The sequence below is a fragment of the Agromyces sp. Y558 genome (genome assembly GCF_059445415.1).
In genome coordinates this window covers 360425-381074 of sequence record NZ_JCAIUH010000004.1, presented here as the reverse complement: position 1 = coordinate 381074, position 20650 = coordinate 360425, and the positions used below count along the sequence as shown (strand labels likewise).

The window sequence follows — 20650 nt, the reverse complement described above, 5'->3', positions numbered from 1 at the left end:
AACCAGAAAACCCCGGTCAACCGGGGGTTTCGATGGTGGCTCCGACGGGCGTCGATCCCGTGACCTCACGATTTTCAGTCGTGCGCTCTACCAACTGAGCTACAGAGCCTCGGGGCATCCGCCCGATTCTCACCGGACCTGCTGCCTCGAGAAGGAGAAAGCCCCTTCTCTCGAAAGGGAAAGGGCTTGTCGCCTGAGCGACCCTGACGGGACTTGAACCCGCGACCTCCGCCGTGACAGGGCGGCACGCTAACCAACTGCGCTACAGGGCCTCGTGGTGTCTTGCAACACCGTGGTGCCTTGCGGCACCGGAGTTATTCAATTGTATGTCGTGCAGTGACCCCAACGGGATTCGAACCCGTGCTGCCGCCGTGAAAGGGCGGTGTCCTAGGCCACTAAACGATGGGGCCGGAGGGCATTGCTGGGCACGCCCGCCGACAGCCAAGCATACGTGCACTCACGCGAGATGGCAAAACGAGGGGCGCGGATGCCGCGGGGCTCACCAGGCGGCATCCGCGGACATGCGCCCCAAATGCCCGGAAAGCGCCGATCCCGCCCCTATCGTTGGGCTGCCAGTGCCCGAACCGAGAGATGAGGAGCGCGGGGACCCGAGCCCGCGTGGACGGGGAAAGATGTACCGCACCACAGACCGACGGCCGACCGCTCGAGCCAAAACGAGCCTGATTCGAGGCGCTGCAACGGGGTCGCGCCGCTCGAGTATTTCGCGTCGCTGGGGTGCCGTCGTCGCGATCGCTGCAGCGGCGCTGCTCGGCCCGGTCATCGCGGCGCCGCAGGCCGCGACGGCCGTCACCTATCCGAGTTGGGACGACCTGCAGGCGGCGAAGGCGAACACCGCAGCGGGGGCCGCGGCCGTCGATCAGGTCATCGCACTCATCGCGCAACTCGCGACCAATGTCGAGGTGACTCGCGCCGAGGCCGAGCGCCGCACCGACGAACTCTTCGTCGCCCAGCAGAAGTACGACGAGGCGGTGACTCGAGCTGACCAGATCCAGGCTCAGGCCGACGCATCCGCTGCCGAAGCTCAGGCAGCCGAGACGAACGCCGGCCAGGTCGCCGCGCAGCTCTACCGTTCGGGCGGCAGCGATGTGGGCGTGAATCTCTTCCTCGACGCCGGCAACGCGCAGGCGACGGAGGCGCTGCTCGCGAAGCTCGGCAGCATGGAGAAGATGGTCGAGCGCACCTCGAGCATCTACGACCGAGCGCAGGAGAAGAAGAACACGGCGCGCGCGCTCAGCGACCAGGCCGAGGTGGCACAAGCCGAGCGCGAGAAGCTGCGCATCGCCGCTGAGGCCGCCTTGGTGGCCGCGCAGGAGGCGCAAGCCGCAGCTGAGGCCGCGCTCGCCGAATCGCAGGCGAAGAAGATCGAGCTGGAGGCCCAGCTCGCCTTCCTCAAGGACACCGAGGCGAAGACCACGGCGGCGTTCGAAGAGGGTGAGCGCATCCGCAAAGCGGAGGAGGAACGGCGCCGACAGGAAGCGCTCCGCGCAGGCACGCCGGGTACGCCGTCGGCATCCGGCTGGGCGAAGCCCGCTGCGGGTCGCATCACCGGCGATTTCGGGCCACGCTCGCCGATCTGCGCCGGCGACGGGTGCTCGGGCGACTTCCACTACGCCGTCGACCTCGGTACGGGGTGCGACGCGCCGATCTACGCGGCGAACAGCGGCGTGGTGAGGTTCTCGGGATACTCGGGCACCTACGGCAACTACATCCAGATCGACCACGGCGGCGGCATCTGGACCGGCTACGCGCACATCCGCGACGGCGGGCGTTTCGTCGGCGCCGGTGAGTGGGCCGAAGCCGGCCAGAACATCGCCTCGAGCGGCACGACAGGCGCCTCTGACGGATGCCACCTGCACTTCGAGGTGTACAGCGGCGGCAACCGCATCGACCCGCTTCCCTTCATGGCCGATCGGGGGATCAGTCTTGGCTGAGAACCGCACCAGGCCCGTGTCGCGAGTGAAGCCCGCGACGGTCTTCTCGACGGTCGCGGTCGGCGCCGTCACGGCGTCGGTCGTCGCGGCCGGCGGCCCGGCGATGGCCGAGCCTGACTATCCGTCGTGGAGTGAGATCGAGCAGGCGAAGACCAACGAAGCGACCAAGCAGGCCGAGATCGACCGGGTCGGCGAGCTGCTCGCGGGCTTGCAACAGGCGGCGGATGTCGCGGTGCAGGCCTCCCAGATCGCGGCCGAGTCGTACCGCATCGCCGTCGACGAGCGCGATCGGGCGGCCGAACGCGAGGGCACGCTCGCCCGGCAGGCCGACGAGGCCGACGCGGTCGCCGAGATCTCGAAGATGCGCGCCGGGCTCCTCGCCGCGCATCTCGCGAAGACCGCCGGTAATGACTTGAGCGCCGAGCTCGTCTTCTCGGGCGAGAACGCCGACGGGTTGCTGAAGCAGCTCGGCATGGCCTCCAAGCTCGGTGAGCAGTCGCAGTCCGTGTATGAGCAGGCGGTCGCCGATCGCAACACCGCCGACGCGCTGCGCGCCCAGGCCGCCGCCGCCGCTGCCGAACGCACTCGCCTCGCCGCACTCGCCGAGGCAAAGGCGACGGAGGCGAATGCCGCAGCAGAAGCCGCGCTCTCGGCCGTCACGGCGCAGGAGCAGCGTTCGGTCGAGCTCTACGCCCAGCTCGCGACCCTGAAGGACACGACCGCCGAGCTCGAACGTGAACGCATCGAGGGCCAGGCGCGGGCAGCGGCTGCTGCGGCGCTCGCCGAAGTCACTCGACCGGCGCCCGCACCGGGCCCGGCGCCCGGCGGCGGTGGAGGCAACAGTGATGGTGGCGGCAGCGGCGGCGGCACTCCGGCCCCGAACCCCGACCCGGCCCCGCCGAACGCGGGTGCCGTCGAGACGGCGATCTGGTTCGCGAGCCAGCAACTCGGCGAGCCCTACCAGCTCGGCGGTGCAGGTCCAGACTCGTGGGACTGCTCGGGCCTCACACGAGCCGCGTACGCCGCGGCGGGCATCGGCATCGGCACGCATTCGGCGACGAACCAGTATCACACCCTCGCGAATCGCGGTAAGGCGGTCTCGCTCGGCAGCGCGCAGCGCGGCGACCTGCTGTTCTGGGGTTCGTCGGGCAACTACTACCACGTCGCGATCTACCTCGGCGGAGGCCGCATCCTCGAAGCGCCCGACTACGGCAAGCCCGTGCGCGAGTGGCCGATCTGGGGCAGCCCTTCAGCCGCAGCGCGCCCTGCCGGCTGATTCCGGTGTGCGAGCGCGGAGCGCTCGTGAACACCCCATCATTGAGGGGGATGCGTGAACGAGTCAGTGGTCATCCGCGCGGCGACCCCGGAGGACGTCGATGACCTCTCGCGAATTTGGCATGAAGGGTGGCGCGATGCACACGACGGCCACGTGCCCAGCGAGCTCTACCAGCACCGGACCGCCGCAAGCTACCCAGAGCGCGTTCGCGCCCGCATCCCCCACACCACCGTCGCCGAACAGGCGGGGGTAGTCCTCGGCTTCATCATCACGATCGACGACGAAGTCGAGCAGATCTACGTCGACAGGGCCGCGCGGGGCAGCGGATCCGCTCGTCTCCTCCTCGATCACGCGCAGACCACGATCGCGAGGGCAGGTCACCGACGCGCTTGGCTCGCGGTCGTGACCGCCAACGCACAAGCCCGTGCGTTCTATGAGAAGGCGGGCTGGCGCGACGATGGCGTCGTGGACTACGAAGCGGAGGTGCCCGGCGGCACGGTCGCGGTGCCGTGCCGACGCTACGTGAAGGACCTGAGCTAGGACGACCGCTGCCCTGGCGTCATCGGCGCGGTGCGATGATCGCGACCAGCAGACCGAAGACGACCGCTACGACCGCCGCAGCGCCGAACCCGGCCGAGAAGCCCTTCAGGCCATCACCGGCGATGCTGGCAGCCGCCACGCTGGAGACGAGCGCTGCGCCGAGCGTTGCGCCGAACTCGTGGAACGTGCTCACGATGCCCGACGCCACCCCAGCCTCTTCGGGCGCCACCTGCCCGAGCGCGGTGGCGGAGGCGACCACGAATGCGACGCCAGTACCCGCCGCAGCGATCGACACCCCGATGGTCACGGCGACCGGATTTCCCACCAGCGCGGCTACGGTCATCCCGAGTGCGGCGACCACCAATCCAGCCGCGCCGAGCGTCCGAGCTCCGAGGCGGCCGAGGAGACGTCCCGCCACCTGCGCCCCGACCATGGTGGCGATCGCCACGGGCAGGAAAAGCAGGCCAGTGGCGAGCGCACCGAAACCTTCGAAGCGCTGGTAATAGAACGTCCCGAGGAAGAACACCATGACCATCAGCGCTGTCGCGACGGTGATCAGCGCGGTGCCCGTCGCGACAGGTCGCCGCGCCAGGAGCCGGATGTTCATCAAGGGATGACGGGTCGTGAGCTGCCGGGCGACGAACGCGGCGTAGAGGGCGACGGCGACCGCCGCGCTCACAAGGACCACCGGGTCGAGCCACCCCACCTCTCCGGCCTGAATCAGACCGAAGGTCAGTGACCCCGTCCCTGCTGTAACCAGGACGGCACCGAGCACATCAATTCGCGCGACGTACTGCGGTCGCGCTCGGCGCGGCAGCGACCTCCACAGCGCCACGAACAACACCGCTCCTACCGGCACGTTGATCAGGAACGCCCACGGCCAACCCGGACCACCTGCGAGCACACCGCCCAACAACACTCCCAGAGCGGCGCCTGCGCCACCCAGGGCCGACCAGATCCCGAGTGCGCGATTGCGCTCCTCGCCATCGAAGCTCGTCACCACAATCGACAGCGCCGCCGGCGAGAGCGCAGCCGCCGAAACTCCCTGGGCCACGCGCGCCGTCAAGAGCATGCTCTCCGAGTTCGACATCCCGGCAGCAAGCGAGGCGAGCGTGAATGCCGCGAGTCCGAGCAGCACGACGCGCCGCGCGCCGTAAGCATCCACAAGGCGCCCACCGACCAGCAGCAGGCCCCCGAAAGCCAACGTGTAGCCGGCGACCACCCACGTGAGACCGGTACGCCCGACATCCAGGTCAGCTCCGATGTGCGGGAGGGCCACGGCCACGACAGTGACGTCGATGATCAGCATCAGCTGTGCCATACCGACCAGCCAAAGGATGCGCCAGCGATTCGCCTGGGCGGTCTGTTGTTGAGGCCGGACGTTAGCTGATTCGGTCATGGAAGGTTCCTTTCGTCGGTCTCATCACGATTCCCACTCCAAGCCCGGCTGGCGGCGGACAAAATGCAAACCTTGATCGCGGACGCGCCGGGGTCAAACCCGCCCGCGACCATCTCGAGGGTCTGGGCAACCGTGCCGCCCGTGGCGATAACCCCGACCGCCCCGGACGTCGCTCAGGCGCGGTCGCGGAGCGCGTCGGCTGCGGCGTGGGCGCGCTCCGCCGGCGCAGCCGTGCCGGATCGGCTCTCGGGCGAACCGGCACCGTGTTCTGCAAGCTGGCGCAGGCTGTCGCGAACGAAGAAGGACCAGGCATTCGAGCAGACGTCGTAGCACTCGAGCTCGGGCAGCAGACCATGCTGAGTGAACGTCAGGCGGGTTTCCCCAGACATCTCCTCGAGCTCGAATACGATGCGGTCGCCGACCCACTCCGTCTGGTCCTCGACGAAGGCGAAGTAGTTCTCGACGACCACCCATTCGACGAACTCGCCCGGGACAAGTCGGGTGACACGCATCCGCACTCGGTGCAATCCTTCGACCTCGAGTCCGAACTCGTCCCCGACCGCTTCGGTCGGACCATCGATCGTGTCGTTCCACCAGGAGCGCGCGTCCAAGATGGCGGCATACACCTCTGTTGGGTTGCGTGCGATGGTGACGGTCGTGGAGTAGTCCTTGGTGGCAGGTGGCTTTGTCATACTCCAAGGGTTGCCCGATCCACGTATGCCGTCCAATGTCAATCCTCGACCTGATCTATAGACCGCGTTGATGGATCGTCAGGCCCGTGACCTGCTGACGACCACCTCCAATGCGGCCGCGAAGGCGGCCACCGGGGGCGGATCAGGTGGGTCCCCGTAGGTGGCGAGGAAGATCTGGCGCGCCCCACCGGGGATGACCGAGACCTGGATGTTCGGGTGGCGGTGTGCCTCTAGGGCGAGACCGGGGATGGTCGCGACTCCCATGCCGCCGGCGACCAGCGCCTGAATGGTGACCATGTCGTCGGTCGAGTGGGCGATGCGGGGCTCGAATCCCTGACGTTCGCACAACTCCACGAGGTGTTGCGTGCATCGCGCGCATCCGCCCACCCAGGTCGCGTCATGTAGATCGGCCATCGTGCTGCCGTCGAGCGTGAGGAGGTACGTCGGGTCGTCACGGAGGAACTGCAACCGCACCCCCGGAGGGTCCTGGGCGCTCTCGTCGTAACGGAAGACAATGGCCGCATCGACCTCACCGCGGCGCAGCAGGTCGATCGCCTCGGGTGGGTGGGTGTCCACGATCTCGATGCGGAGTCCGTAGTGCTGCCGTTCGAACAGTTCCGCCACCCGCGGCATCAGCGCGACCACGGCCGTCGCGTATGCGGCGACCCGGAGGCGACCCGCGCCCAGGCTGACGTAGGTGCTGAGCTCGGCGGTCGCCGCGTCGAGACGGCCGATGATCTCGGCGGCGCGCTCGGCCAGCACCTGCCCGGCCTCGGTCAGCCGGATGCCGCGGCCAACCCGCTGAAGCAGTTGCGCGCCGCTCTCGCTCTCGAGCCGCGACAGATGATGGCTGACCGAGGGCTGCGAGTACTGCAGCTCCTTCGCTGCCGCCGTGATCGAGCCGTGCCGGGCGACGGCGTCCAGAATGCGGAGCCGTGTGACATCCAACATGTATCAACAGTATCTATGAGAGTCGCGTGCGCGTCCGGCGCGTCATCGTCCTCCCAATCGACCGATGTCCTCCCGACCCGGGCCCGAGCACAGCGAAGGGGCGGGCCGTCAGGCCCGCCCCTTCTGCATCACGGATGTCGCGAGCTCGCGGCATCCGCTCAGTTCATGCCCTGGTCAGTGACCCGGGAACTTGTCGATCGCCTTCTGGATGAGCTCCTCGGCCTCGGCCGCGTCGCCCCAGCCCTCGGTCTTGACCCACTTGCCGGGCTCCAGGTCTTTGTAGTGCTCGAAGAAGTGCTCGATCTCCTTGCGCGTGAACTCGGGGATGTCGGTCAGGTCCTGGATGTGGTTCCAGCGCGGGTCGCCCGCGGGCACCGCGATGACCTTCGCGTCGCCGCCGCCGTCGTCGGTCATGTGGAACACGCCCACGGGGCGCACCTTCACGCCCACGCCCGGGAAGAGCGGGAAGTCGAGCAGCACGAGCACGTCGAGCGGGTCGCCGTCGTCGCCGAGGGTGTTCTCGAAGAAGCCGTAGTCGGTCGGGTAGACGAAGGTCGTGTACAGCACACGGTCGAGGAAGACGCGCCCGGTCTCGTGGTCGATCTCGTACTTGTTGCGGCTCCCCTTGGGGATCTCGATGATGGCGGCGTACTCGCCCATGGTGTTCTCCTTCTTCTGGAAGCACTTCTCGAAGCTTGGCCTGCGGCCGACCCGTTCGGGAGCGGCCGCGATCGGCGGAATAAGATTACTTGATGCCTCCTGACCAGCCGACGGCGCTCCCTGGGCCTGCCGAAGGGGTCGCGACCCCGCGCCGGCCGCGACTGACACCGCCGATCGCCGACGTGCGCCGCGCCGTGCGCGGCGTGCTGCCCGAGTTCGTCCCGTTCCCCGAGCCTGTCGAAGGGGACGCGGCGGCCCAGCCCGCTTCGACGGGCTCAGCGAACGGAAAGCTCGTGCTCGTCGCGCTGTCCGGCGGCGGCGACTCGCTCGCGCTCGCCGCGGCCACGGCGTTCGAGGCGCCGCGCGCCGGGCTCCGCGCGGGCGCCGTCGTCGTCGACCACGGGCTGCAGGCAGGGTCGGCGGATGTCGCGGCCGCCGCAGCGGCGACCGCGCGCGAGCTCGGGCTCGACCCCGTGATCGTGCGCCGCGTCGAGGTCCCTTCGACAGGCTCAGGGAGCAAGGGCGGGCCCGAGGTCCCTTCGACGGGCTCAGGGAGCAAGGGCGGGCCCGAGGCATCCGCTCGCTCAGCGCGTTATGCCGCCCTCGATGCCGTCGCCATCGAGACGGGTGCAGTGCTCGTGCTGCTCGGGCACACGCTCGACGACCAGGCCGAGACGGTGCTGCTCGGCCTCGCCCGCGGCTCGGGCGCCGCGAGCCTCTCGGGCATGCCGGCGCGTGCCGGCAGGTACGCCCGGCCGCTCCTCGGCATCCGCCGTGCGACGACCAGGCAGGCATGCCTCGACGCGGGGCTCACCCCGTGGGACGACCCGCACAATACCGACGACTCCTTTGCGCGCGTGCGCGTGCGCGAACGGGTGCTGCCCGTGTTGGAAGCCGAGCTGGGGCCGGGCATCGCCGAGGCGCTCGTGCGCACCGCCGAGCAGTTGCGTGAAGACGAGGCGGCGTTCGCCGAGCAGATCGAGGAGTTCATCGAGGAGATCTGCGAGCCCGCCGAGGCCGGCATCGCGGTGTCGGTCGGCGCCCTCGCGGCGAACCCGGCGGCGCTGCGCCAACGCATCATCAGGCACGTCGTCGGCAGTGAGTTCGGGGTGTCGCTCTCTCGCGCCCAGACCCTCGAGGTTGCACGACTCGTCACCGACTGGCACGGCCAGGGCCCGATCGACCTGCAGGGCGTCCAGGCTGCACGCATCGGTGAGTTGTTGGTGTTCACGGCGGCCTGAGGTGCAGCGCGCCTTGCGCGCGGGCGCGGGGCGTGCCAACGTCGGGCCATGGAACAGCCCTCAGTGCGGCGATGGCCCGTCGCGATCGTGGCATCAGCGGCGATCGCCTGGCTCGGCATGTTCGTGCACAACGTCGCTGACCTCCCGGGGCAGACGATCCTCAGCGCCGAGACGCTCGTGCCGACGCTCATCACGCTCGTGCTGGCCGGCTGCTGGTTCGTCCGCCCCATCAGGCGGGTCGCGACGTGGGCGCTCCTCGTCTGGGGCTGGCTCTCGTTCGCCGGCGGCATCCTCACGGTGCTCCCGCTCGGGTTCTTGCCGTTCCAGCCGGCGCAGACCATCGAGCACTACGGATTCCACGTCGTCTACGCCGCCACGCAGGTGCCGTTGATCGTCATCACGACGCTCTGGCTGCGGGACGCGCAGCGTGCAACGACGACCGGCGCGGCATCCACAGGAGGCGACCGGTAGGCTCGTGGCATCCGCCGAGCAACGAGGAGCAGACCGGAATGTACGCGCGCGAGATCGAGGCCGACCTCACCGAGGTGCTCGTCACCGAAGCCGAGATCCACGCGAAGCTCGCCGAGCTCGCCCGCCGCATCGAGGCCGACTACGAGGGCCGCGACGTGCTGCTCGTCGGCGTGCTGAAGGGCGCCGTCATGGTCATGGCCGACCTCGCACGCGAGCTGCGCCCGCACGTGAAGATGGACTGGATGGCGGTCTCCTCCTACGGTGCGGGCACGCAGTCCTCGGGCGTCGTGCGCATCGTGAAAGACCTCGACACCGACCTCACCGGCAAGCACGTGGTCATCGTCGAAGACATCATCGACTCGGGCCTCACCCTCAGTTGGCTGCTCGGCAACCTCGAGTCACGCGGCGCCGAGTCCGTCGAGATCTGCGCCCTGCTGCGCAAGCCCGACGCCGCGAAAGTCGCCGTGACGGTCAAGTACCTCGGTTTCGACATCCCGAACCAGTTCGTCGTCGGCTACGGCCTCGACTACGCCGAGCAGTACCGCAACCTCCGCGACGTCGCGATCCTCGCACCGCACGTCTACAGCTGAATCTCCCGGGCGCTCATGGGGTCGCAGGCCCTAGCGTCATCGCATGGGAGGGGGGTGCGACCGCAGTCGGGCTCGTGGGACGGCTGCGCCTGTTGGTTCGCTGAGCCCTGCTGCGCAGCCCACAGCGGCTGCGCCTGTTGGTTCGCTGAGCCCTGCTGCGCAGCCCACAGCGGCTGCGCCTGTTGGTTCGCTGAGCCCTGCTGCGCAGCCCACAGCGAACACGCAGCCGACCTGCAGCACCGCCGCGGTAGCCTGTCAGCACCATGAACATCAAGAAGATCCTGCGCGGGCCGATCATCTACATTCTGCTGGCGATTGTCGCCGTGTGGATCGGTTCGAGCCTCATCACCGCCTCTGGGTTCAAAGAGGTGTCGACGCAAGAAGGCCTCGAACTGCTGAACGACGGCAAGGTCGCCTCGGTCAAGATCGTCGACGGTGAGAACCGCGTCGACCTCACGCTCGCCAAGGAAGACGACGAGCTCGGCAAGCAGGTGCAGTTCTACTACGTGACGCCGCGCGGCGCCGACATCGTCGCCGCCGTCGACGAGGCCAACCCGGCCGACGGTTACAACGACGAGGTGCCGCAGCCGAACTGGTTCCTCTCGATGCTCGGCATCCTCCTGCCGCTCGTGCTCATCGGCCTCTTCTTCTGGATCATGCTCTCGGGCATGCAGGGCGGCGGCAGCAAGGTCATGCAGTTCGGCAAGTCCAAGGCGAAGCTCGTCTCGAAAGAGAGCCCGAAGGTCACCTTCGACGACGTCGCCGGCGCCGACGAGGCCATCGAAGAGCTCCACGAGATCAAGGAGTTCCTGAAGGAACCCGCGAAGTTCCAGGCCGTCGGCGCGCGCATCCCCAAGGGCGTGCTGCTGTACGGCCCTCCCGGTACCGGCAAGACGCTGCTCGCACGAGCCGTCGCCGGTGAAGCGGCCGTGCCGTTCTACTCGATCTCGGGTTCCGACTTCGTCGAGATGTTCGTGGGCGTCGGTGCATCCCGCGTGCGCGACCTCTTCGAGCAGGCCAAGCAGAACGCGCCCGCCATCATCTTCGTCGACGAGATCGACGCCGTGGGCCGGCACCGCGGTGCCGGACTCGGCGGCGGGCACGACGAGCGCGAGCAGACGCTGAACCAGCTGCTCGTCGAGATGGACGGCTTCGACCCGAAGACCAACGTCATCCTCATCGCGGCGACGAACCGCCCCGACATCCTCGACCCGGCACTGCTGCGCCCCGGCCGCTTCGACCGGCAGATCGGCGTCGACGCGCCCGACCTCAAGGGGCGCCAGAAGATCCTCGAGGTGCACTCCAAGGGCAAGCCGCTCGCCAACGGCGTCGACCTCGAGGTGCTCGCGCGCAAGACGCCCGGATTCACCGGTGCCGACCTCGCGAACGTGCTCAACGAGGCAGCGCTGCTCACTGCGCGCTCGAACGCGCAGCTCATCGACAACCGGGCCCTCGACGAGGCCGTCGATCGTGTGATCGCCGGCCCGCAGCGCCGCTCCCGCGTCATGAAAGACAAGGAGAAGCTCATCACGGCGTACCACGAGGGCGGCCACGCACTCGCTGCCGCGGCGATGAACTACACCGACCCGGTCACGAAGATCACGATCCTGCCGCGTGGGCGCGCCCTCGGTTACACGATGGTGCTGCCGCTCGAAGACAAGTACTCGATCAGCCGCAACGAACTGCTCGACCAGCTCACGTACGCGATGGGCGGCCGCGTTGCCGAAGAGATCGTGTTCCACGACCCCTCGACCGGCGCGTCGAACGACATCGAGAAGGCCACGTCGACGGCTCGCAAGATGGTCACCGAATTCGGCATGAGCGCGAACGTCGGTGCGATCAAGCTCGGCCAGTCGGGCGGCGAGGTCTTCCTCGGCCGTGACATGGGTCACCAGCGCGACTACTCCGAGCGGCTCGCCGAGCGGGTCGACGCCGAGGTGCGCTCGCTCATCGAGCAGGCGCATGACGAGGCGTGGCTGGTGCTGAACGACAACCGCGACATCCTCGACAAGCTCGCGGCCGAACTGCTCGAACAAGAGACGCTCGACCACAAGCAGATCGCCGAGATCTTCAAAGACGTGAAGAGGTTGCCCGAGCGCCCGCAGTGGCTGTCGAGCGACAAGCGCCCCGTGTCCGACCGGCCTCCGATCGCCTTCCCGACCGAGAAGATGCCGATCGACCAGGGTGCCGTCGACGGCGGAGTCGACTCCGGCCAGCTGCCCGTCGACGAGACCGCGGCGCGCGCGCCCCGGTCGAACCCGCGCCCCGCCACGGCGTAGTCGTCGGTCGGTCCAAGTCCGTCGACCCGAAGAAGGGGAGCCATGGCCGGAGTGGACGCCCTGCGCATCCAGCGCGCGGTGCACGAGATCCTGCTCGCGATCGGTGAAGACCCATCGCGGCCCGGGCTCGTGCGCACGCCCCAGCGAGTCGCCGAGGCCTACGCCGACTTCTTCGGCGGCCTCGACGTCGATCCGCTCAGTCACCTCGCCGACTCGGTTCCGATCGGGTCAGCTCTTCGACAGGCTCAGGGCGGCGCGGATGCCGGCGTGCCCGCGACGAGCGAAGCGGTCATCCTCCGCGACCTCGCGTTCCGTTCGGTGTGCGAGCACCACCTGTTGCCGTTCGTCGGTACGGCGCACGTGGCCTACCTGCCCGGTGACCGGGTCGTCGGGCTCGGTCGGATTCCCGCGGTCGTCGACACGCTCGCCCGCCGTCCCCAGTTGCAGGAGCGGCTCACCGAGGAGATCGCCGACACTCTGGTGGCCGGCCTCGACCCCAAGGGCGTGCTCGTCGTGCTCGACGCGCAGCACCGTTGCGTGACGACCCGGGGTTCCCGGCAGGAACGCAGCTCCACGGTGACGATCGCGAGTCGCGGCGCGCTCTCCGAGCCCGCCGCCCGCAGTGAGATCATCGCGCTGATCGGTGCGCAGGCGAATGCCTGACGAGCGTTCGCTCCCTGAGCCCGTCGAAGCGCTCCGCGAGAAGCCTCCGTTCGACGGGCTCAGGGAGCCCACCTTGGTCATGGGGGTCGTCAACGTCACCCCCGACTCGTTCAGTGACGGCGGTCGCTGGTTCGATGCCGACGCGGCGATCGCGCACGGGCTCGAGCTCGTCGCCGAGGGCGCCGACATCCTCGACGTCGGCGGTGAGTCGACGCGCCCCGGCGCGGCTCGTGTCGAACCCGAAGAGGAGTTGCGCCGGGTGGTACCGGTCATCCGAGAGCTCGCCGGCCGCGGCATCCGCCTGAGCGTCGACACAATGCGTGCGGCCACCGCGCTCGCGGCCGTCGAAGCGGGCGCCGAGATCATCAACGACGTCTCCGCGGGCCTCGCCGACACCGCGATGGGCGCGATCGCCGCCGAGACAGGGGCGGCGTACGTCGCGATGCACTGGCGCGGCCACGCCGACCGCATGGACGACTTCGCCGACTACGACGACGTCGCTCTCGAAGTGCGCGACGAACTCGCCCAGCGGGTCGACGCACTCGTGGCGGCGGGCGTCGTTCCCGAGAAGCTCATCCTCGACCCCGGACTCGGCTTCGCCAAGCGCGGGGCGCAGAACTGGCAGCTGCTCGGGCGACTCGACGTGCTCGCCGGGCTCGGGCTGCCGATCCTCGTGGGCGCTTCGCGCAAGCGATTCCTCGGCGCGATGCTGCCTGCCGAGGCATCCGTCACCGACCGTGACCTGCCGACCGCCGTCGTGAGTGTGCTCTCCGCCGAAGCAGGCGCCTGGGGGGTGCGGGTGCACGACGTGCAGGGCACGCGCCGCGCCCTCGACGTCCTCGGAGCGTGGCAGAGTGGTCGACGTGCCTGAACTGAGCAAACGCGACCGGGGCGATCGCATCACCCTCACCGGGCTTCGCGTGCGCGCGCACCACGGCGTGTTCGACTTCGAACGCGCCGACGGCCAGGAGTTCGTGATCGACGTCACGGTCTCGGTCGACCTGGCCGCCGCGGCATCCGCCGATGACCTCGACCGCACCGTGCATTACGGCGAACTCGCCGAAGCGGTCGTCGCCGCCGTCGAACGCGACCCGGTCGACCTCATCGAGACGGTCGCCGAACGCGTCGCCGTCGTTGCGCTCGGCTTCGCGACCGTCGACGAGGTCGAAGTCACGGTGCACAAGCCGCATGCACCCATCAGCGTTCCCTTCGCGGATGTCGCGGTCACCATCGTTCGGGCGCGGTCATGACGCGCGCCGTCATCGCCTTCGGGGCGAACCTCGGCGATCGTGAGGCGACGATCGCGGCCGCCACGCGTGAGATCGCCGAGACCGACGGCCTCGTGCTCGTGGCCGTGTCGCCGGTCTACGAGACACCCGCGATCAAAGACGCGGGCGTCGACGACGATGCGCCGCAATACCTCAACGGCGTGGTCGTCGTCGAGACGAGCATCGACCCGCACGCCCTGCTCGACGTGCTGCAGCAAATCGAGCACGAGCACGGGCGGGTGCGTTCCGAGCACTGGGGCGATCGCACCCTCGACCTCGACCTCATCGACGTCGACGGCACCGTGATCGCCGACGAGCGACTCGTGCTGCCGCATCCGCGCGCGTGGCAGCGGGCCTTCGTACTGGCGCCGTGGCTCGATGTGGAGCCCGACGCCGTGCTGGCCGGGCGCGGGCCGATCGATGCCCTTCGCGCTGCGGCATCCGACGAGGTGACGCGCCGATGAAGCGCACGCACGTCTCCACGATCATCGCGTTCGTGCTCGCCGGCCTGGTCGCGGGCTACCTCGTCGACCTCGCGACCGTCTCCTCCGGGGCGAAGGCGCTCGTGCCCCCCATTTCGCTGCCGATCACGCTGACGGGTGTCGCGATTCTCGTCGTCGCCCTCGCCTGGCCCATCAGGCGGGCAGTGAAGGGCAAGGCGACGAAGCACCTCGACCCGTTCCGGGCGATGCGCACCGCGGTGCTCGCGAAGGCGTGCAGCCTGAGCGGAGCGCTCGTCTTCGGCTTCGGCCTCGGCATCACTCTCTTCCTCCTGACCCGCAGCGTGGTGCCGGCTCCATCGACGATCTGGCTCGCTCTTGCCACGGCGATCGGTGCGGCCCTGCTCATGGCCGGTGGGCTCATCGCCGAGCACTTCTGCACGCTTCCGCCCGACGACACCGAGACCGAGAAGGAAGAACCCGCTCATGCCTGAACTGCCCGGCACCCGGCCCGACGAAACGGGTCATGAACTGCCCGGCACCCGGCCCGACGAAACGGGTCATGAACTGCCCGGCACCGAGCCCGACGAGACGAGATCTGGCGGGTCGGCGGCTGACGCGGCATCCGATACCGGCTGGCAGCGTGTCTCACCGAAGTACCTCGTCGTCGAGGTGATCGGCTCGATCATCGGCATGGTGATCTTCGTCGGCGCCCTCCTCGTCGTGTACTTCCTCTGGCAGCAGCAGTGGGCGCTCTGGATCGCGATCGCGATCGCCGTGGCCTCGATCATCGGCATCGCGTTCGAGCCGCGTCGGGTGCGCTCGATCGAGTATCGGCTGCGAGCCGACGACCTGCTGTTCCGGCGAGGCATCATGTTCCAGCGACAGGTGGCTGTGCCCTACGGGCGCATGCAGCTGGTCGACATCACCCGTGGCCCGGTCGCGCGGTGGCTCGGGCTCGCCGACCTCAAGTTCGTGACGGCCGCCGCGTCGACCGCGGTCACCGTGCCGGGGTTGCCGATGGAAGAGGCAGACCGCCTGCGCGACGAGCTGGTCGCCCTCGCCGAGTCGCGCCGGGCGGGGCTGTGAGCCGAATCGAGCGCCCGCAGGGTGTGGTGAACCTCGCCGACGGCGAGTGGCACCGCCTGCATCCGGCGAGCCCGCTGCTGCGCGGCGGTCTCGTGTTCATCGCCGTGATCGGATTCCTGATCGCGAACCTCCGCGAGCGGGTCGTCGACATCTGGATATCGGTCGTCGCACCCGAGGCGGGCGAGGGGCTCGACGCGGAGTACGGCGGGTGGCGGCAGGACTGGGCGAACGACCCGGTCGGCGGCATCGTCTCCAACGGGCTTGTGGGCTGGGCGATCCTCGGCCTCACCGTCGTGATCATCGCCGTCGTGGCGGCTTTCTGGCTGTCGTGGCGCATGCACACGTTCCGGGTGACGCACGAGGCGGTCGAGGTGAAGAGTGGCATCTTCTTCCGCTCTCATCGAAGCGCCAGGCTCGATCGCATCCAGGGCATCAACGTCAACCGGCCGTTGTTCGCACGACTCTTCGGTACCGCGAAGCTCGAGGTCTCGGTCGCCGGCCAATCGGCGAACGTGCAGCTCGCCTATCTCGGCTCGGCGCTGGCCGACGCCCTGCGGGCCGACATACTTCGGCTGGCGTCTGGTGCCCGCGCCGAACGGGAACAGGGCCCTGCCGCCGCCCGGGCCGCGGTATCCGGCCAGGTCGCGGCTGGCCCCGATCGTGACGGGGGCGCAGGCCCAGCCGTCGTCCCGGGCACCGACACGGGCGTCGCGTCAGGAGTCGACCCGAGCGGCGCGCACCAGCCCGTGACCTCCCGCGCAGGTGCGATCGTCACCCAGCGCGTCGGCGAGTTCCTCGCGCCCGAGCTGGACCCCGAGCTCGCGCCGCCCGAGTCGGTCGTGCACCTGCCGATCGGGCGCGTCATCGGATCGACCCTGCTCGGCGGTTCGACGCTGTGGGCGATCATCCTCGTCGCGATCATCGTGGTGGGTGTCACGACGGGCCAGATGTGGGTGCTCTTCAGCTTCGTGCCAGCGGGGATCGGTCTCGTGAGCTACATGTGGACCCGCATAACGAAGTCGCTCCGCTACTCGATCGCGGGCACGCCCGATGGCGTGCGTATCGGTCACGGGCTGCTCTCCACCGCGAACCAAACAATCCCCCCGGGGCGCGTCCACGCGATCGAAGCGACGCAGTGGGTGTTCTGGCGGCCGTTCGGTTGGTGGTCGGTGCGCATCAACGTCGCCGGACAATCGATCTCCGCCTCCGGCGATGCCGCGCAGCGCACCATCGTGCTGCCGGTCGGCATGGCGGTCGACGTGCACCGGGTGCTGGCCCTGCTGCTTCCGGATGCCGCAGCCGACGTCGAGCCGCTCGTCGACGCCGGCCTGATCGGCCGGGGCGGCGCCGGTGGCTTCTCGAGCACGCCGAAGCGCGCAGCATGGCTGCGGCCGTTCTCGTGGCGGCGAATCGGATTGGCATCCGCCTCCGGCGTCGCGGTGATCCGGCGGGGCGCGCTCGTGCGCAGCCTCAGCCTCGTGCCGCTCGCGCGCATGCAGTCGCTCGCGGTGTCGGTCGGCCCGATCGCGCGCGCACTCGACCTCGCAACCCTTCGCCTGCACACCGTCACCGGCCCGGTCACGGCGCTGCTGCCCGTCGTCGACCGCTCCGAGGCGACGGCGCTCTTCGAGCGCCTCTCGCACGAAGCGGTCGAGCGTGCGGCGAGCGACACCTCGCACCACTGGGGTGCGGTCCCGTTCGCTGCATCGGCTGCATCGGCTGCATCGGCTGCGCTCGCTGAGCCCGCCGAAGCGCAGCCAGGTTCGCCCTCCCTTCGGCACGCTCAGGGAACAGATTCCGCCGAAGCGCAGCCAGGTTCGCCCTCCCCTCGGCACGCTCAGGGAACAGATTCCGTCGGAACGGAACCAGATCGTGTCGACTGATCGTCCGGGCCGGCTCGGTGTCGGCACCATCGGCGCCGGGCGCGTCGGCGCGGTGCTCGCGTCAGCACTCGCGGGTGCGGGCCACGCCCTCACGGGCATCTCCGCCGTCTCCGACTCGAGCCGCGAGCGCGCCGCGGCGATGCTGCCGTCGGTTCCGATACTGACGATCCCCGAGATCGTGGAGCGCAGCGAACTCGTGCTGCTCGCCGTGCCCGAAGACGAGCTCGGCGCACTCGTCGCGGGTCTCGCCGACGCCGGCGTCTGGCAGCCCGGGCAACTCGTGCTGCACACCGTCGCACGCTTCGGCACCGAAGTGCTCGATCCCGCGCGACTCGCGGGGGCCATCCCGCTCGCCGTGCATCCCGCCATGAGCTTCACCGGCACGAGCGTCGATCTCGGTCGGCTGCCGGGCACGTGGTTCGCGGTCACCGCTCCGGCGCCGGTGCTGCCGATCGGACAGGCGCTCGTCGTTGAGATGGGCGGCGAACCCTTCAACGTCGCCGAGCGCGACCGCGCCGCCTACGGTGAGGCGATCGACACCGCGGTGTCGTTCTCGCGTGCGATCGTCGACCAGGCGAGCGGGCTCCTCGACGGCATCGGCGTCGCCCGCTCGGGTGCCGTGCTCGCGCCGCTCGTGCGCTCCTCCGTCGAGAACGCGCTCGCGAGGCACGACAGCGGCGCGTACGCCGAGGGTGCCGATACGATCGACGGGGCCGGTACCGATTGGCCTCTTGGAGGTGGCGCGTGACCGAGGTCGCTGCAGGCACGCGTGTGGTGCCGACGATCGCCGAGCTGCGCGGGCTCCTCTCCGAGCGCCGCGCGGCCGGGGCATCCGTCGCCCTCGTGCCGACCATGGGCGCCCTGCACGACGGTCACCTCGCGCTCGTCGAGCGTGCGCGCGAGCTCGCCGAGGTCGTCGTGGTGTCGATCTTCGTGAATCCGCTGCAGTTCGGCCCTGGCGAAGATCTCGACCGCTACCCACGCAACCTCGACGCCGATGCCGCCTCGCTCGCGGCCCTCGGCGTGGAGTTCGTGTTCGCTCCGACGGTCGACGAGATGTACCCGCGCGGCGAGGTCGGAACGAAGCTCACCGCCGGACGGGTGGGTTCGCTCTACGAGGGCGCGTCGCGCCCTGGCCATTTCGACGGCATGCTCACCGTCGTCAGCAAGCTGCTGAACATCGCCCGGCCCGACATCGCGGTCTTCGGCCAGAAAGACGCCCAGCAGGTGTTCCTCGTGCGCAGCATGGTGCGCGATCTCGACGTGCCGACCGACATCGAGGTGGTGCCGACCGTGCGCGAATCCGACGGGCTCGCTCTCTCGAGCCGCAATCGCTACCTCGACCCGGCGCAGCGCACATCGGCCCTCACCCTCTCCGAGGCGCTCAAGGCGGCGCAGGACGCGGCCCCTGACGGTCTCTCCGAGGTGCTCGCCGAGGCAGCCGCCGCGTTCGGCGACCATGACGAGGTCACACTCGACTATCTCGTCGTCGTCGATCCCGAGACCTTCCTGCCGGTCGCCGATGAGGCGAGGGGCGAGGCTGTCGTGCTCGTCGCCGCCCGCGTCGGCGCCACTCGGCTCATCGACAACGCGACGATCACGCTCGGCTGACGGCCGGCGTCTCGACGGGCTCAGCCCGCAGGAGCGCCCAAGTAGGCTGGTGCACGCACCTTTTCGCGCGACGAGAGAGAACGATGGCCGACAACCACACGGATGCCACGCCCGAGCCCACTGCCGAGGAGATCAGCGCCGACCAGATCAGCGCCGATGAGATCTCCGAGCAGAAGGCCGTGCGGCTCGCCAAGCGCGAGCGGCTGATCGCGGCATCCGACGACCCGGCCTTCGGTGCGTATCCGGTGCGCCTCCCGATCACGACCACGATTCCCGAGGTGCGCGACCGCTTCGTCGGCCTCGGCGTCGATGAGGCGAGCGGCGAGCAGGTCGGTGTCGCGGGGCGCATCGTGCACTCCCGCAACACCGGCAAGCTCTGTTTCGCCACGCTGCAGTCGGGCGACGGCAGCCGCATCCAGGCGATGGTCTCCCTCGCCGAGGTGGGCGAGGAGTCGCTCGCCGAGTGGAAAGAGCTCGTCGACCTCGGCGATCACGTCTTCGTCGCAGGCGAGGTCATCACGAGTCGGCGCGGCGAGCTCTCGATCATGGTGAAGGAGTGGCGCATCGCCTCGAAGGCGATCCTGCCGTTGCCGAACCTGCACAACGAGCTCTCCGAAGAGATGCGGGTGCGCAGCCGCTACCTCGACCTCATCTCGCGCGAACAGGCCCGCAAGAACGTCATCGACCGCGCGAAGGTCAACGCGAGCGTTCGTCGAACGCTCGATGCCCGCGCGTTCATCGAGGTCGAGACCCCCATGCTGCAGGTCATGCACGGCGGGGCATCCGCTCGCCCCTTCGTCACGCACTCCAACGCGTTCGACACCGAGCTCTACCTGCGCATCGCGCCCGAGCTGTACCTCAAGCGCGCCGTCGTCGGCGGCATCGAGCGGGTGTACGAGATCAACCGCAACTTCCGCAACGAGGGCGCCGACTCGACGCACAGCCCCGAGTTCGCGATGCTCGAGGCCTACGAGGCGTACGGCGACTACACCACGATGGCCGACCTCACGCAGCAGCTCATCCAAGACGCCGCGCTCGCCACAGCGGGTTCGCACCTCGTGACCTCGGTCGACGGCACCGAGTTCGATCTCGGCGGCGACTGGCCGCGCATCTCGATGTACGACTCGCTTTCCGAGGCGGTCGGCGAGACGATCACGGCGTCGACGCCGATGGAGCGCCTGAAGCAGCTCGCCGACGAGGCCGGGGTCGAGGTCGACCACCCGCTGCCCGGCAAGTACGTCGAAGAGCTGTGGGAGCACCACGTGAAGTCCGGTCTCGAGCGCCCGACCTTCGTCATGGACTTCCCGCTCGACACCTCACCGCTCGTGCGCGAGCACCGCTCGATCCCTGGCGTCGTCGAGAAGTGGGATCTCTATATCCGCGGCTTCGAGCTCGCGACCGGTTACTCCGAGCTCGTCGACCCCGTCGTGCAGCGTGAGCGCTTCGTGGCGCAGGCCCAGCTCGCCGCGGCGGGCGACCCGGAGGCGATGCGCCTCGACGAGGAGTTCCTGCGCGCGCTCGAGTTCGGCATGCCGCCGTCGGGTGGCATGGGCATGGGCATCGACCGGTTGCTCATGGCGCTCACCGGCCTCGGCGTCCGCGAGACGATCCTCTTCCCGTTGGTCAAGTGAGCTTCGAGTGAGCG

21 protein-coding genes and 3 tRNA genes are annotated in these 20650 nt (G+C 69.2%); 17 read left to right on the top strand and 7 right to left on the bottom strand.

Translation table 11 applies throughout. From position 1 onward, the window contains the following. Positions 1-33: 33 nt before the first annotated feature. The 3 genes from AC1C2T_RS19380 to AC1C2T_RS19370 form a co-directional block, all read right to left on the bottom strand. Positions 34-109: transfer RNA gene (locus AC1C2T_RS19380), tRNA-Phe, on the bottom strand. Between the two features lie 89 nt (positions 110-198). Continuing rightward, positions 199-272, bottom strand: a tRNA-Asp gene (locus tag AC1C2T_RS19375). Between the two features lie 65 nt (positions 273-337). Next, positions 338-410: transfer RNA gene (locus AC1C2T_RS19370), tRNA-Glu, on the bottom strand. A 222-nt stretch (positions 411-632) separates the two neighbouring features. Here AC1C2T_RS19370 and AC1C2T_RS19365 point away from each other — a divergent pair. Genes AC1C2T_RS19365 through AC1C2T_RS19355 form a run of 3 tightly spaced genes read left to right on the top strand, consistent with a single transcriptional unit; the run spans position 633 to position 3768 of the window. After that, positions 633-1952, top strand: a complete 1320-nt coding sequence (locus AC1C2T_RS19365; RefSeq protein WP_495386354.1) for a peptidoglycan DD-metalloendopeptidase family protein — start codon at positions 633-635, stop codon at positions 1950-1952. Beyond that, positions 1945-3228, top strand: a complete 1284-nt coding sequence (locus AC1C2T_RS19360; RefSeq protein ID WP_495386353.1) for a C40 family peptidase — start codon at positions 1945-1947, stop codon at positions 3226-3228. The genes AC1C2T_RS19365 and AC1C2T_RS19360 overlap by 8 nt, the downstream gene beginning before the upstream one ends. A 54-nt stretch (positions 3229-3282) precedes the next feature. Beyond that, positions 3283-3768 carry a GNAT family N-acetyltransferase gene (locus AC1C2T_RS19355; protein ID WP_495386352.1) on the top strand — a complete coding sequence of 162 codons (486 nt, stop codon included), beginning with the start codon at positions 3283-3285 and terminating at the stop codon, positions 3766-3768. Positions 3769-3787: 19 nt separating this feature from the next. Here the strand turns inward: AC1C2T_RS19355 and AC1C2T_RS19350 are convergent, their stop codons facing one another. The 4 genes from AC1C2T_RS19350 to ppa all read right to left on the bottom strand — a co-directional run bounded on the left by AC1C2T_RS19350 (position 3788) and on the right by ppa (position 7470). Then, a complete protein-coding gene (locus tag AC1C2T_RS19350) occupies positions 3788-5167 on the bottom strand; it encodes a DHA2 family efflux MFS transporter permease subunit (protein WP_495386351.1) in 1380 nt (459 codons plus the stop codon). 173 nt (positions 5168-5340) lie between these two features. Next, complete coding sequence (locus AC1C2T_RS19345; RefSeq protein WP_495386350.1) at positions 5341-5859, bottom strand: SRPBCC family protein; 519 nt, start codon at positions 5857-5859, stop codon at positions 5341-5343. A 78-nt stretch (positions 5860-5937) separates the two neighbouring features. Further along, on the bottom strand, positions 5938-6810 hold the full coding sequence (locus AC1C2T_RS19340) for a LysR family transcriptional regulator (RefSeq protein ID WP_495386349.1): 873 nt from the start codon (positions 6808-6810) through the stop codon (positions 5938-5940). A 174-nt stretch (positions 6811-6984) separates the two neighbouring features. After that, positions 6985-7470: an inorganic diphosphatase gene (ppa, locus tag AC1C2T_RS19335; protein WP_495386348.1), complete on the bottom strand. Its 486-nt coding sequence runs from the start codon at positions 7468-7470 to the stop codon at positions 6985-6987. Positions 7471-7562: 92 nt separating this feature from the next. Here ppa and tilS point away from each other — a divergent pair, with 92 nt between their 5' ends. The 14 genes from tilS (at position 7563) to lysS (ending at position 20636) form a co-directional block, all read left to right on the top strand. Further along, positions 7563-8711 carry a tRNA lysidine(34) synthetase TilS gene (gene tilS, locus AC1C2T_RS19330; protein WP_495386347.1) on the top strand — a complete coding sequence of 383 codons (1149 nt, stop codon included), beginning with the start codon at positions 7563-7565 and terminating at the stop codon, positions 8709-8711. A 48-nt stretch (positions 8712-8759) separates the two neighbouring features. Continuing rightward, positions 8760-9182, top strand: coding sequence for a hypothetical protein (locus AC1C2T_RS19325; protein WP_495363091.1), 423 nt, complete (start codon positions 8760-8762; stop codon positions 9180-9182). A 38-nt stretch (positions 9183-9220) separates the two neighbouring features. Beyond that, entirely contained in the window at positions 9221-9772 is a 552-nt protein-coding gene (hpt, locus tag AC1C2T_RS19320) for a hypoxanthine phosphoribosyltransferase (RefSeq protein WP_495363090.1), read from the top strand. A gap of 263 nt (positions 9773-10035) precedes the next feature. After that, positions 10036-12051: an ATP-dependent zinc metalloprotease FtsH gene (gene ftsH, locus AC1C2T_RS19315; protein ID WP_495363089.1), complete on the top strand. Its 2016-nt coding sequence runs from the start codon at positions 10036-10038 to the stop codon at positions 12049-12051. A gap of 42 nt (positions 12052-12093) precedes the next feature. Beyond that, on the top strand, positions 12094-12714 hold the full coding sequence (folE, locus tag AC1C2T_RS19310; RefSeq protein ID WP_495363088.1) for a GTP cyclohydrolase I: 621 nt from the start codon (positions 12094-12096) through the stop codon (positions 12712-12714). A gap of 79 nt (positions 12715-12793) precedes the next feature. Beyond that, positions 12794-13585 carry a dihydropteroate synthase gene (folP, locus tag AC1C2T_RS19305; RefSeq protein ID WP_495386365.1) on the top strand — a complete coding sequence of 264 codons (792 nt, stop codon included), beginning with the start codon at positions 12794-12796 and terminating at the stop codon, positions 13583-13585. Then, positions 13578-13964, top strand: a complete 387-nt coding sequence (gene folB / locus AC1C2T_RS19300; RefSeq protein ID WP_495386346.1) for a dihydroneopterin aldolase — start codon at positions 13578-13580, stop codon at positions 13962-13964. Before folP ends, folB begins: the two co-directional genes overlap by 8 nt. Next, complete coding sequence (gene folK / locus AC1C2T_RS19295; RefSeq protein WP_495363086.1) at positions 13961-14446, top strand: 2-amino-4-hydroxy-6-hydroxymethyldihydropteridine diphosphokinase; 486 nt, start codon at positions 13961-13963, stop codon at positions 14444-14446. Before folB ends, folK begins: the two co-directional genes overlap by 4 nt. Next, a complete protein-coding gene (locus AC1C2T_RS19290) occupies positions 14443-14916 on the top strand; it encodes a DUF3180 domain-containing protein (RefSeq protein ID WP_495386345.1) in 474 nt (157 codons plus the stop codon). The genes folK and AC1C2T_RS19290 overlap by 4 nt, the downstream gene beginning before the upstream one ends. Further along, positions 14909-15511 carry a PH domain-containing protein gene (locus AC1C2T_RS19285; protein WP_495386344.1) on the top strand — a complete coding sequence of 201 codons (603 nt, stop codon included), beginning with the start codon at positions 14909-14911 and terminating at the stop codon, positions 15509-15511. The genes AC1C2T_RS19290 and AC1C2T_RS19285 overlap by 8 nt, the downstream gene beginning before the upstream one ends. Then, positions 15508-17394: a PH domain-containing protein gene (locus AC1C2T_RS19280; protein WP_495386343.1), complete on the top strand. Its 1887-nt coding sequence runs from the start codon at positions 15508-15510 to the stop codon at positions 17392-17394. The genes AC1C2T_RS19285 and AC1C2T_RS19280 overlap by 4 nt, the downstream gene beginning before the upstream one ends. After that, a complete protein-coding gene (locus tag AC1C2T_RS19275) occupies positions 17384-18142 on the top strand; it encodes a Rossmann-like and DUF2520 domain-containing protein (RefSeq protein WP_495386342.1) in 759 nt (252 codons plus the stop codon). The genes AC1C2T_RS19280 and AC1C2T_RS19275 overlap by 11 nt, the downstream gene beginning before the upstream one ends. Then, positions 18139-19005, top strand: coding sequence for a pantoate--beta-alanine ligase (gene panC, locus AC1C2T_RS19270; protein ID WP_495386341.1), 867 nt, complete (start codon positions 18139-18141; stop codon positions 19003-19005). The genes AC1C2T_RS19275 and panC overlap by 4 nt, the downstream gene beginning before the upstream one ends. 83 nt (positions 19006-19088) lie before the next feature. After that, complete coding sequence (gene lysS / locus AC1C2T_RS19265; RefSeq protein WP_495386340.1) at positions 19089-20636, top strand: lysine--tRNA ligase; 1548 nt, start codon at positions 19089-19091, stop codon at positions 20634-20636. Positions 20637-20650: the final 14 nt, after the last annotated feature.